Source organism: Delftia sp. K82, from assembly GCF_002193035.1.
In the GTDB taxonomy this organism is placed as follows: Bacteria; Pseudomonadota; Gammaproteobacteria; order Burkholderiales; family Burkholderiaceae_C; genus Comamonas; species Comamonas acidovorans.
Window position 1 is genome coordinate 61,165 of sequence record NZ_MYFL01000003.1, and the last position, 12,809, is coordinate 73,973.

Annotated in this window: 10 protein-coding genes; 3 read left to right on the forward strand and 7 right to left on the reverse strand. The window is 68.4% G+C overall.

Going from position 1 to position 12,809, the window contains the following annotated elements:
* Positions 1-9 precede the first annotated feature (9 nt).
* Positions 10-702: a winged helix-turn-helix domain-containing protein gene (locus tag KDK82_RS17155; protein WP_088165713.1), complete on the forward strand. Its 693-nt coding sequence runs from the start codon at positions 10-12 to the stop codon at positions 700-702.
* Between the two features lie 57 nt (positions 703-759).
* Here the strand turns inward: KDK82_RS17155 and KDK82_RS17160 are convergent, their stop codons facing one another.
* The 6 genes from KDK82_RS17160 to KDK82_RS17185 form a co-directional block, all read right to left on the reverse strand.
* Entirely contained in the window at positions 760-1,767 is a 1,008-nt protein-coding gene (locus tag KDK82_RS17160) for a transketolase family protein (RefSeq protein WP_065347176.1), read from the reverse strand.
* Positions 1,764-2,624, reverse strand: a complete 861-nt coding sequence (locus KDK82_RS17165) for a transketolase (RefSeq protein ID WP_088165714.1) — start codon at positions 2,622-2,624, stop codon at positions 1,764-1,766. Before KDK82_RS17165 ends, KDK82_RS17160 begins: the two co-directional genes overlap by 4 nt.
* A gap of 33 nt (positions 2,625-2,657) precedes the next feature.
* Entirely contained in the window at positions 2,658-3,917 is a 1,260-nt protein-coding gene (locus tag KDK82_RS17170) for a TRAP transporter large permease (RefSeq protein WP_017406354.1), read from the reverse strand.
* 13 nt (positions 3,918-3,930) lie between these two features.
* A complete protein-coding gene (locus tag KDK82_RS17175; RefSeq protein ID WP_088165715.1) occupies positions 3,931-4,476 on the reverse strand; it encodes a TRAP transporter small permease in 546 nt (181 codons plus the stop codon).
* A gap of 17 nt (positions 4,477-4,493) precedes the next feature.
* The gene (locus KDK82_RS17180; protein WP_088166321.1) at positions 4,494-5,480 is read right to left on the reverse strand and encodes a TRAP transporter substrate-binding protein; all 987 of its coding nucleotides are present in this window, start codon (positions 5,478-5,480) and stop codon (positions 4,494-4,496) included.
* A gap of 62 nt (positions 5,481-5,542) precedes the next feature.
* On the reverse strand, positions 5,543-6,292 hold the full coding sequence (locus KDK82_RS17185; RefSeq protein WP_013804706.1) for an SDR family NAD(P)-dependent oxidoreductase: 750 nt from the start codon (positions 6,290-6,292) through the stop codon (positions 5,543-5,545).
* 183 nt (positions 6,293-6,475) lie between these two features.
* Between KDK82_RS17185 and KDK82_RS17190 the strand changes: the two genes are divergently transcribed.
* On the forward strand, positions 6,476-7,390 hold the full coding sequence (locus KDK82_RS17190) for a LysR substrate-binding domain-containing protein (RefSeq protein ID WP_034389598.1): 915 nt from the start codon (positions 6,476-6,478) through the stop codon (positions 7,388-7,390).
* 243 nt (positions 7,391-7,633) lie between these two features.
* Positions 7,634-10,237 (forward strand): bifunctional diguanylate cyclase/phosphodiesterase, encoded by a 2,604-nt coding sequence (locus KDK82_RS17195; protein ID WP_088165716.1) that lies wholly within the window; start codon positions 7,634-7,636, stop codon positions 10,235-10,237.
* A gap of 32 nt (positions 10,238-10,269) precedes the next feature.
* Here KDK82_RS17195 and KDK82_RS17200 read toward each other — a convergent pair whose 3' ends face one another.
* The gene (locus tag KDK82_RS17200; protein WP_088165717.1) at positions 10,270-12,795 is read right to left on the reverse strand and encodes an ATP-binding protein; all 2,526 of its coding nucleotides are present in this window, start codon (positions 12,793-12,795) and stop codon (positions 10,270-10,272) included.
* Positions 12,796-12,809: the final 14 nt, after the last annotated feature.

The window sequence follows — 12,809 nt, forward strand, 5'->3', positions numbered from 1 at the left end:
GGAAAAGACATGAAGATCCTGATCGTGGATGCCCACCCGCCGTCGGCGCAGTACCTGTGCCAGGGCCTGTGCCAGGACGGATTCAACGTCGATGTCGTGCATGACGGTCTGCAGGGCCGCAACCTGGCACTGAGCCGCGCCTACAGCCTGCTCGTGCTGGATCTGGACCTGCCTGGCCAGAGCGGGCGTGCGGTCCTGCAGGACCTGCTCCAGGCGGGCGGCACGCCCACCATCGTGGTCACCGCAAACGACAGTCTGGAGGACCAGGTGTTCTGCCTGCAGAACGGCGCCGATGACTACCTGGTCAAACCCGTCAGGTTGCCGGTGTTCCTGGCCCGTGCACGGCTGCGGATGCGAGGCTCTGCCGGCCAGGAGGGCCTGCGCCTGACATTGGCGGACCTGGTGCTGGACCTGTCGAAAAAGCGGGTCGAGCGTGCCGGCCGGCGACTGGACCTCACTCGCCAGGAATTCGCCGTGCTGTGGCTGCTGCTGCAGCGCCAGGGCGATGTGGTCACGCGCGCCGAATTGGTGCAGCAGGTCTGGAGCCTACCCGTCGATGCGCTGAACAACGTGGTGGATGTGGCGGTGTGCAGGCTGCGCAGCAAGCTCGATGATCCCTATGCGGTCAAGCTGCTGCACACGGTGCGCGGCATGGGCTATTTGCTGGCGTTGCGCGACGGGGATCCGGCCAAGCAGCCCTGATCTGCCCTGCTCTGCTCTGGTACGCCCTGGTGCGCCCGCCGCCACAACGCCGGGCGTTCAGCCCAGCCATTGGCGGATGCGTCCCGCCAGCGCCTGGGCGCTGATGCCGTAGCGCTCATGCAGCGTGGGCAGGGCACCCGCATCGAGGAAGGCGTCCGGCAGGCCCGCCAGCCGAAAGCGCGCGGGCCGCACATCGCGCTCCAGCAGGGCGCCGGCCACGGCCTCGCCCAGGCCGCCCACCACCGAATGGTTCTCCGCCACCACCACCAGGCGCGGCCCGCTGGCCACGGCTTGCACGATGGCCTGCACATCCAGCGGCTTGATGGTGGCGCAATGCAGCACGGCGGTGCCCACGTTGTCGGCGGCCAGCAACTGTGCGGCCTCCAGCGCGCGCATGGTCATGAAGCCGCTGGAGATGATGAGCACCTCGCGGCCCTCGCGCAGCATCTTCGCCTTGCCCAGTTCGAAACGGTAGTCGTACTCGTCCAGCACCAGCGGCACGTTGCCGCGCAGCAGCCGCATGTAGACGGGGCCGCGGTGCGCCGCGATCTGGGGCACGGCCTGGGTGATGTCCAGTGCATCGCAGGGATCGACGATGGTCAGCCCCGGCACGGCCCGCATCATGGCCAGATCGTCCGTGGCCTGGTGGCTGGGGCCGTAGCCCGTGGTCAGGCCGGGCAGGGCGCAGCAGATCTTGACGTCCAGGTTTTCCTCGGCAATCACCTGGTGGATGAAGTCGTAGGCCCGGCGCGTGCCGAAGACGGCATAGGTGGTGGCAAAGGGCGTCAGCCCCTCCTTGGCCATGCCGCCGGCGGCGGCCATCAGCAGCTGCTCGGCCATGCCCATCTGGAAGAAGCGCTCGGGGTGGGCCTGGGCGAACAGGTGCAGGTCGGTGTACTTGGCCAGGTCGGCCGTCATGCCCACCACATCGGGCCGGCTGGCGGCCAGCTCCACCAGGGCCTTGCCGAAAGGCGCGGCCTGCACGCGCTGGCCCTCGGCCGCGATGGAGGCGATCATGGCCGAGGTGGTCGGCCGGGGCTTGGGGGTGGCAAGAGGCATGTTCATGGCAGGGCGGGCTTCAGGGGTTGCAATGCGTCCAGGATGGCGATGGCCTGCTGCCACTCGGGCGGATCGACGCGGATGAAATGGTTCTTCTCGCGCTGCTCCAGGAAGGGCACGCCCTTGCCCATCAGCGTGTCGCAGAGGATGACGCGGGGCCGGTCCTCGGCCAGCGACCGCGCCGCGTCGAAGGCCTGGACCACCTGGGCCAGGTCGTTGCCGTCCACGCGCTGCACATGCCAGCCGAAGGCGGCCCATTTGTCGGCCAGCGGCTCGAAGCCCAGCATGCGCGTGGACGGGCCATCGGCCTGCTGGTTGTTCACGTCCACCAGGCAGATCAGCCGGCCCAGGCCGTGGTGGGCGGCGGACAGCGCGGCCTCCCAGGTCGAGCCCTCGTCCAGCTCGCCGTCGGACATGGAGTTGTAGACAAAGGCATCGCTGCCCTTGTGGCGCAGCGCCAGCGCCATGCCCACGGCGATCGGCAGGCCCTGGCCCAGCGAGCCGCCCGAGATTTCCATGCCCGGCGTATAGCTGGCCATGCCCGACATGGGCAGGCGGCTGTCATCGCTGCCATAGGTCTGGAGTTCCTCGTCGGACAGGATGCCCGCCTCGGCCAGGGCCGCGTAGAAGGCGATGGCGTAGTGGCCGTGCGAGAGCAGGAAGCGGTCGCGGCCCTCCCACCCGGGCTCATCGGGCCGCAGCCGCAGCGCGTCGCCATAGGCCACGGCCAGCACATCGGCCCAGCCCAGGGCCTGGCCTATGTAGCCCTGGCCCTGCACCTCGCCCATTTGCAGGGCGCGGCGGCGTATGCGCCAGGCACAGGCCGCGAGCCGGTCCAGGCGCTGTTGCAGTTCTTGGTTCATGCATCGTCTCCTCGGGATGGAAGGGCGCGCGGCTCAGCGCAGGATGCTGGCCGGCACATAGGACACCAGCGCCAGCACCGCCAGCGCCACCAGGTAGAAGGGAATCAGCTCGCGCACGGTCTGGCCCACCTTGACCCGGGCCAGCGAGCTCGTGATGAACAGCGTCGTGCCCACGGGCGGCGTGTACAGCCCCAGGGCCAGGTTCACGACCATCATGATTCCGAGCTGGGTCATGTCCATGCCGATGCTCTGGGCCAGTGGCACGAACACCGGCGTGAGCAGCAGCACGGCGGCCGGCAGGTCGATGAACATGCCGATGAAGAGCATCAGCAGGTTCATCAGCACGATCACCAGCCAGGCCGAATGCACATGCGACTGCACCCACTGCACGATGCCGTCGGGCATGCGGTCGAAGGTCAGCAGCCAGCCGATGGCCGACGAGGCCATGATCACCAGCAGCACCACGCCCGTGGCCAGGCCCGCATGCACCACCGCATCGTTGAGCCGGCGCCAGCCCAGGTCGCGGTAGATGGCGGCCGACACCAGGCCCGCATACAGCGTGGACAGCACGGCCACCTCGGTGGGCGTGGCAATGCCGAAGCGCAGGAACACGATGATCAGCACCGGCAGCAGCAGGGCCGGGCTGGCGTACAGCAGGTGGCGCCGGAAGGCGGGCCAGGCAAAGGGCGTGGTGTCGCGCGGAAAGCCGCGCCTGCGGCCCACCCACCAGCACACGCCCATGAAGCCCGCGCACATCAGCAGCCCCGGCACGATGCCCGCCACGAACAGCGCCGCAATCGAGGCATTGGCGCTGAGCGCGAACAGGATCATGGGGATCGACGGCGGGATCAGGATGTCGATGGTGGCCGCCGCCGCCAGCGTGGCCGCCGAGAACGCGGGCGGGTAGCCCAGCCGCCTGTGCCACGGGATCATCAGCGAGCCGATGGCCGAGGCATCGGCCACGGCCGAGCCCGACACCCCGCCGAACAGCGTGGACGACATCACCCCCACCTGGGCCGGCCCGCCGTGAAAGCGTCCTATCAGCGCCGACAGCACGCCCACCAGGGCTTCGCCCAGGCGCCCGCCCATCATCAGCGAGCCGGTGAGCATGAAGAACGGGATGGCGATCAGCGGAAAGCTCTGCACCTGGGCCACCATCTGCTGCACCAGCAGGTCCAGCGGCACGCGGTCCGAGGTGGCCGCCGCCGCCATGGCGCCCATGAGCAGCGCGTGCGCAATGGGCATGGCGATCACGGCGCCCGCCATGAAGACGAAAAGCATGATGAAGGACATGGACCTGCCCCCTTCACCAGTGCGCCGCGGCCACGGGCCGCGCGGGTTCGGCATCGGCACTTGGGGCATCTGCAGCCCCTGCGGATGCCCGGCCCCCGCCCGCCACGCAGGCGCGCCAGGCCGACTGCAGGGCCAGCAAGGCCAGCAGCGCCATGCCCACCATCACGCAGCCATAGGTCAGCGAGCCGGGAATGCCCAGGATCTGGCTGCGCTCGTCATGCACGATCTCCAGCATGTTCAGCGTGGACCAGGCCAGCGTGGCGTACAGGGCGGCCACGGCCAGCCAGCCCAGCACGGCCGTGGCGCGCTGCACGCGGGCCGGCAGCGCCTCGACCAGAAAGCTCGTGGTGATGTGGGCACCATGGGCGGCGGCCAGCACCACGCCCGACATCACCAGCCAGGGAAACAGCAGCTCGGGCACCTCGTTGGCCCATTGCAGGCTGGCGCCGCTGGCATAGCGCAGCGCGGTGTTGCACACCAGGATCACGAAGATCACCAGGGTGCTGGTCCACAGCACGGCGCGGCACAGGCCCGTGACCAGGCGTTCGATGAGGTTCATGGAAGGCTCCCTGCACTTCACTGCGCGCCTGCGGCCTTGACGACCTTGGCGATATAGGGGCCCGCAGGGCTGGCCAGCCACTTGTCCTGCACCCTGGCCGTGGCCTGGGCGAAGGCCCGCGCGTCGATGGTGCTCACCTCCACGCCCTTGGCGCGGATGTCGTCCAGCAGCTTGTCGTCGGCCTCGCGCGCCAGCTGGCGCTGGTAGGCCGTGGCCTCCTGCGCGGCCTCGGTCAGCAGCGTGCGGTCGGCTGCCGGCAGCCGGTCCCAGCTGCGCTTGCCCATGATCAGCGGCGTCATCTGGAACATGTGGCCCGTCAGCGTCAGGTGCTTTTGCACCTCGTACAGCTTGCTGGCGTGGAAGTTGGCCAGCGGGTTCTCCTGGCCGTCGACCACGCCCTGCTGAAGGGCCACGTACAGCTCGGCGAACTTGATCTGCTGGGCCTCGGCGCCCAGGGCCTGGATGATGTCCACCAGCACCGCGTCGGGCGGCGTGCGCATCTTCAGGCCCTTGAGATCGTCCACGCTGCGCAGGGGCCGCTTGCTGTTGGTCATGTGGCGTATGCCGTTGTCCCAGTAGCCCAGCACCACCATGCCCTTGGCGGCCGATTTGTCGGCCAGCTCCCGGCCCAGCGGCCCGTCCAGCACCTGGAAGGCACGGGCCGGCGTGGCGAAGAGAAACGGCATGCCATAGGCCGCGTACTCGGGCACGGCCGCTGCCACCGCGCCCTGGGAATTGGCCGACAGATCCAGCGCGCCCGTGCGCAGGGCCGTGACCATGGCCGCGTCGTCGCCCAGCTGGGCCGAGGGGGCGACCTGCACCTCGATACGGCCCGCGCTGCGCGCTTTCACGAGTTCGGCGAACTTCAGCGAGGCCAGGTGGCGCGGATTGTCGGGCGCCGCGCCGTGGCCCAGCGTGAGCTTGATGGCCTGGGCACAGGCCAGGGCCGGCAGCAGCAGGGCGCAGGCGGCCAGGGCGGCGCGGTGGAAAAGCGTGCTTTGCATGGTCTTGTCTCCTTTGCTTTGGTTGTGTGCGGCCATGCAGGCCATGGCCAGGCGCGCGGGGCTCAGTGGATGAGCATCCCGCCGTTCACATCGAGCGTGATGCCCGTGCAATAGCCAGCCAGGTCGCTGGCCAGGAACACGCAGGCGCCGGCCACATCGTCGGCGCGGCCCAGGCGTGCCAGCGGAATCGTGGCGGAGATCTCGCGCTTGCGTTCGGGGCCAAGCTTGCCCTGGGTGATATCGGTCTCGATCAGGCCCGGCGTGACGCAGTTGATGCGTATGCCATCGCCGCCGAACTCGCGCGCCATGGCGCGGGCCAGGCCCAGCACGCCGGCCTTGGCCGCCGAGTAGTGCGGCCCACCGAAGATGCCGCCGCCGCGCTGGGCCGAGACGGAAGAAATGCAGACGATGGCGCCCGCTTGCTGCCTGCGCATGGCCGGCAGCACGGCCTGGGACATGTACAGCGTGCCGCGCAGGCTCACGTCGAGCACGCGGTCGTAGTCGGCCCCGCCGATCTCCAGCGTGCCCACGGCCTGCGTGATGCCCGCGTTGTTGACCAGCGCGTCGATGCGCCCGAAGGCGCGCAGCACGGCGGCGGCCGCCGCCTCGCACGAGGGCTTGTCCGTCACGTCGGCCACCAGCCCCAGGTGCCCGTCGCCCAGCCGCGCGGCCGCGCCGGCCGGATCGGCCCGCTCCAGGTCGAGGATGGCCACGCGGGCCCCCTGGGCGGCCATCTGGCGCGCCGTGGCAAAACCGAGTCCGTTGATCCCTGCGCCGCCGGTGATGATGGCGACCCTGTCCTTGAGCAGCATGTGCCTGTCTCCGCTGTAGTGGTGGTGGATGCAGCCATCTTGGGCTGTCATGAGCATGAAGACAAACGATGTTTCATCAGCCTAAGATGACGGTTCTTCAGCTCACGTACGGGGTCTCCCGGGGTCTTCCGGGTGTCCCCCGGTGTCTGCCCGTGAGCTGCCCGCGTCTTCGAGGAACTTGCCATGGCATCCATTCCCAGCAGTGCCCACCTGCAGGCCTTCGAGGCCGTGGCGCGCCGGCGCAGCTTCGCGCTGGCCGCTTCCGAGCTGCACCTGACGGCCTCGGCCGTCAGCCACCAGGTGGCCAAGCTGGAGGCGCAGCTGGGCGTGCGCCTGTTCGAGCGCAGCGCGCATGGCGTGCGCCTGAGCCGCCCGGGGCAGGCCTACCTGGAGCGCGTGGGCGGCGCGCTGGCGGCCATCGTCTCGGCGACCGAGGACCTGCGCCACAGCATGAGCAACAGCCTGTACGTGCACTGCGCGCCCAGCATCGCCAGCCTCTGGCTCATGCCCCGGCTGCGGGACTTTGCGCGGGCCTGCCCGCACATTGCGCTGAACCTGTCGGCTGCGCATTCGCACAGCGACTTCGCGCTGGGCCAGGCCGATATCGACATCCGCTACGGCATTGCGCAGTGGCCGGAGCTGGAGGTGGAGCCCCTGTTCGAGGAGCACATCCTTCCGCTGGCCAGCCCCGCCTTCGTGGCCGAGCATGGGCTGCAGCGCGTGCAGCAGTTGCTGCATGTGCCGCTGATCCAGAGCAACGTCAGCATCGTCCAGTGGTCGGACTGGTTCCAGTCGTTCTCGCAGCTGCGCGCGCCAGAGCGCTTTGCCGTGCGTTTCGACCGCGCCCAGATGTCGCTGGACGCGGCCACGCAGGGCCTGGGCGTGGCGCTGGAAAGCGCCATGAATGCGGGCGGCCACATTGCCGACGGCCGGCTGGTGGCCCCCTTCGGCGTGGACCGGGCCCTGCGCGTCAAGGCCCACTTTGCCGTCTACCCCGCGCGCAACGCCCGGCGGCCCGCCGTGGCGGCCTTCCTGGCCTGGCTGCATGCCGAGGCTGCCCGCACCGAGCAGCAGCCCTGCCGCCAAAGCCCGGACTGAGTTGGCCGCCAGCCCCGAAAAAGGGCAGAACGGATATTCCTGCACCCATTGCGAAAAACCTGCGATGCAATTTCTCTATGAATGAGCCAGTGTGCGGCAAATGGTTTTATTGCCCCTGTTTTCGGTGAATGACGACGTGATTGCCAGCAGGGATTGGCAATAATTCGGGACAGCCATACACACAGGGAGTGCCACGCTGGAATGGCCAAATCAGCAAGACGCCGATTTATCGGACTGATCACGGTGAGCTACGGATTGTTCGCATTCGGCTGGATCCTTCTGTCCGACAAGCTGTTGTTCGCATTGGCAGGGAGTGCGGATATCGGCTGGCTTTCCGTCGTCAAAGGGCTGTTCTTTGTGCTGGCCACGGACTTCCTGCTGTTCTTCGCGCTGTGCTCGGTGCCGGCCGGGCAGAACATTGGCGCCTCCGCCATCGCACAGGAAATGGGGCCACGCCGTTTTCCGGTCTGGGCCTCCTATCTGTTTGCCCTGGCCATGAGCCTGGCCGTGCTGGCCGCCAGCAGCACGCTGGCCAGCCATTTCGGTGAACGCTCGCTGCTGCTGCTGTTCATGCTGCCCGTGCTGGTCAGTGCGCTGATCGGTGGCCTGGGGCCGGGCCTGCTGGCCACGGCCTTTGCGGCCTACAGCCTGGACCAGACCGACGGCGTCGCCGTGCGCGACTGGGCGCAGTGGGGCGTGGTGGCCGTCAACGGCCTGGCCGTGAGCGTGCTGGCCGAGACGCTGCAGCGCTCGCTGCGCAAGGCCAACATGCAGCGGCAATTGCTGGACTCGGTGATCTCGGGCACCTCGGACGCCGTCTTCGTGAAGGACCTGCGCGGCCGCTACCTGCTGGTCAACCGGGCCGCCGCCAGCCTGGTGGGCCGGCAGGCCGAGGACATCGTGGGCAAGGACGACTTCGCGCTCTTTCCCTTCGGCATCGCCAGCGCCATCCGCAGGAAGGACCGGGATGTGCTGCGCCAGGAGGTGGCCACGCATGAGGAGCAACTGACGGTGGCGCCGGGCAGGACGCTGGACCTCCTGGTCACCAAGGGCCCGGTGCGCAACACCGCAGGCCACATCGCGGGCCTGTTCGGCATCTCCCGGGACATTACCGAGCGCAAGCGCTTCGAGCGCGAGCTGGCCCAGGCCGCCGTGGTGTTCGACAGCAGCCACCAGGGCATCATGGTGGTCGATCCGGGGCGGCGCATCACGCGCGTCAACCCCGCCTTCACCCGCATCACCGGCTATGCGCCCGAGGACGTGATCGGCAAGACACCGCGCGTGCTGTCCTCGGGCCTGCACGGGCCGGAGTTCTACCGGCAGATCTGGGCCTGCATCGAGCGCGACGGCTTCTGGCACGGCGAGATCTGGAACCGCCGCAAGACGGGCGAGATCTTCGCCGAGATGCTGTCCATCTCCGCCGCGCAGGGCGCCGGTGGCGAAATCGAGCACTACATCGGCGTCTTCACCGACATCAGCCACATCAAGGCCCACGAGGCCGAGCTCGAGCGCGTCACGCACTACGACCTGCTCACCGGCCTGCCCAACCGCCGCCTGCTGATCGACCGGCTCAACCAAGCCATGCTGCGCACCGCGCGCGAGGGCCGCTCCCTGGCCGTGTGCTTCCTGGACCTGGACGGCTTCAAGGAAATCAACGACCTGCACGGCGCGGCCGCAGGCGATGCGCTGCTGGTGGGCGTGGCCGCCCACCTCAAGAGCGTGCTGCGCTCCGAGGACACGCTGGCCCGGCTCGGCGGCGACGAGTTCGTGCTGCTGCTGTCGCACATCGGCTCGGCCGAGCACTGCTCCACCATCCTCGACCGGGTGCTGGAGGCAGCCAGCCGTCCCGTGCCCGTGCAGGACCGGGTGCTGTCCGTAACCGCCAGCGTGGGTGTCAGCCTCTACCCCGACGACCAAGCCGACCCCGACCTGCTGCTGCGCCATGCCGACCAGGCCATGTGCGTGGCCAAGCAGGCCGGGCGCAACCGCTACCAGCTGTTCGATCCGGAAAACGACCGCAAGGCCCATGCGCGCCGCCTGCAGCTGGGCTGGCTGCGCCAGGCGCTGGAGAAGGGTGAATTCCTGCTGCACTACCAGCCCAAGGTGGAGCTGGGCGGCGGCAAGCTGGTGGGTGCCGAAGCCCTGCTGCGCTGGCACGACCCGCGCCAGGGCCTGCGCGCGCCGGGCGAGTTCCTGCCCTTCATCGCGGGCAGCGACCTGGAGCGGCCGCTGGGCGACTGGGTCATCGGCGAGGCCGTGGCCCAGGCGGCGCGCTGGTTCGGCCAGGGCCTGGACCTGTGCGTGAGCATCAACGTCAGCGCCAACCAGCTGCTGGACGGCGGCTTCCACGCCAAGATGGCCCAGGTGCTGGCCCGCCACCCGGACCTGCCGCCGCACCTGATCGAGCTGGAAATCCTGGAAAGCGCCGCCATTGCCGACATGGAGCAGGCCATCCAGGTGATGGGCCAGTGCCGGCAGCTGGGCATACGCTTTGCGCTGGACGACTTCGGCACCGGCTACTCCTCGCTCACCTACTTGCGCAAGCTGCCCGTGCAGTCGCTCAAGATCGACCAGAGCTTTGTGCGCGACATGCTGGCCGACCCGGACGACCTGGGCATCGTCGAAGGCGTCATCCAGCTGGCCAGCACCTTCCAGCTCGAATCGGTGGCCGAAGGCGTGGAAACGCCCAAGCATGCGCGCCGCCTGCGCGACATGGGCTGCCACGTGGCCCAGGGCTACGGCATCGCCCGGCCCATGCCCGCCGACCAGCTGCCCGCCTGGGCCGCGCGCTGGCAGGCCGGGGACAACTGGCTGGCGCATGGGCGGCATATGCCGTCCGAGGCCTGAGCTTCGCGTCCCGGCACCGGCGCCGGTGCCGGCTATGTCAACTCTGCTGGACGGGTTTCCATGGCATTGCGGGTGGGCAAGGTGATGCAGAACATGGCGCCTCCTGCGGGGCCGTTGCTGGCGACGACGGTGCCGTCCATGGTGTCGATGATCTTGCGGCAGATGGCCAGGCCCAGGCCCGTGCCGCCCGAGCCGTCCTTGGTCTTGCTGGACTGCACGAAGGGCTGGAAGATCTTGTCCAGTTCCTGCGGAGGAATGCCAGGGCCCTGGTCGGAGACGGCAATGCAGATGTCGCCCTGTCCGTCGATGCGGCCCTGCACATCGATGCGTCCGCCGATGGGCGAGAACTTGATGGCATTGGCCAGCACATTGCGCACCACCTGCTGAAAGCGCACGGGGTCGGCCTTGGCGATCAGCGGCGTTTCGTCGAGCTCCAGCCGCAGGTCGATGAGCTTGTGCTGCTGCTGCGGCTCCAGCTCGCGCACCACGGGCCGTATCAGGCTTCTGAGGTCGGTGCGTTCCAGGTGGATGGTTCCCACGGCGCTTTCCAGCTTGGCGACATCCAGCAGGTCGTTGACCAGGGCCAGCATGCGCTGGCCGGCTGCATGGATATCGTTGAACATGTCTGCCATCGCGGCATTGCCGAGAGAGCGCAGGCCGCCCAGCTCGGCAAAGCCCATGATGGACTGCAGCGGGGTGCGCAGCTCGTGGCTCATGTTGGCCACGAATTCCGATTTCACGCGGAAGGCCTCTTCGGCCGCGTCGCGGGCTTCGTGGATGGCATGCTCGGCCGCGCGGAATTCGCTCACGTCCACAAAAATGCTGAGCACGCCGGTGATCCGGCCCTGGGCATCCTTGACTGCCGCCTTGGAGATCTGCACGTCGCGGTAGCTGCCGTCCACATGGGGCAGCCGGGCCTCCAGCACCATGGGCTGGCCTGAACGCATCACATCCTCATTGCCGTGCATCTGCAGCAGGTCATGGTCGCCAGAGTGCAGGCCCTCGACCTCATGGCCAAGCACGGCGTAGCGGCACCTACCAAAGAAGTCTTCCCAGGCCTTGTTCACCAGGGCCACGCGCTGGCCCGCGTTCGTGACCAGCATGGGCAGGGGCGTGGTCTCGAACAGCAGGTGCTGGAAGGCCAGCTGGGTCTGCAGCTCCTGCTGGGCCTTCCAGCGGGCGGTCACGTCCACGGCGCTGCCGGCAAAGCCCACCAGCCGGCCCTCGCGCAGCAGGGGAACCACGGCGATGTCGCAGAGTATTTCCCTTTCGTCGGGAAGGCGAAAGCGCGCCTGGCAGTTGCGCAGGGCCAGCTTGGCCTGGGGGTCGAGCAGTGCCTGGATCTGGGGCCTGCAGGCTTCATGCACGATGCCCTCCAGCGGCTGCCCTACCGCCTCGGCGCTGGGCTGCCCGGTCCACTGCTCCCAGCGGGCGTTCACGAAGGTCAGCCGGCCGTGGCTGTCGGTGCGGAAGATCAGCTCCTGCACGCTGCGCATGAGCACGGCCATCTCATGCTCGCTGCGGGCTATGCGCGCCTGGGCCTTTTCCATGGCCTGCTGTGCCGACTTCTGCACCCTGCGGGTCTTGAGCACCGACGCGCTCAGGCCGAGCACCAGGGCAAGAAGTGCAAGTCCGGCCCCAAAGAAGGCGAAGGCATCGTCACGCCAGCGCGCGATCACCGCCGCGTAGGGCTCTTCCACCACCAGCAGCAGGGGCCAGTTGCGGACCGTGCGAAAGGACACGATCTCATGGGGGCCGAGCAGGCCGGCGCCAATGTAGGAGCCGAATTCGCTGCCTGGCAGCCATTTCTGGAAGATGGGGGTCTTGCGTGCAGAGGCCGTTTGTACGCCCCCGCCTGCGTTCGTGCTGGCCAGCGGTTGGCCGTCGTAGCTCAGCAGCACCGCCTCGTAGCTGAGGGTTTCCAGCGTGGCCTGGTAGAAGTTGGCCACGGCATCGGGATTGATCAGGCCCACCAGCACGGCGGGTGCGCCGCTGTCGTTTTCGAAGGCCAGGATCTGGGGCAGGTAGTGGACGCCCCGCGGTATTGCATGTGGGGCCAATGTCAGGGAAGAGAGGCTGCGGCCGCTGACAAGGCGTCCCAGTTGCACCTTGCCCAGGACCGGAGCCGATGCATTGTCCGGCAGCAACTGCTGCACCTCGATCTGCAGGCCGGCTTCGCCCGCCTGCGTGCTCGCCAGGATGTGGCCCTGGCCATCGAGCAGCGCCATGCTGCGCAGAACCGGCAGTTGGGCGACCACTTGCGCCATGGCCGCCTCGCGCGCGGCGCGCGGGCTGTCGGCGGACAGGATGACCGGATTGTGGGCCAGGCTCGCCAGGGCGACATCGCCGGTCTCGAAGGTTTTGCCGGTCTGATCTTCCAGTACACGGCTGAGCAATGCGGCCTGGGATCTGCTTTGCTCGGCCTGGGTGTGCAGTTGGCCCCAGATGAAGAGCACAAGCCCCGCCAGCACGCACAGCGCAAAGCTCAGGATCAAGGCTTTGATGTGGGCGCTGCGCCTGGCCCCCAGGAAGCGATGCATGGCGGCTCTGTGCGGCATGGTTATGGACTCCT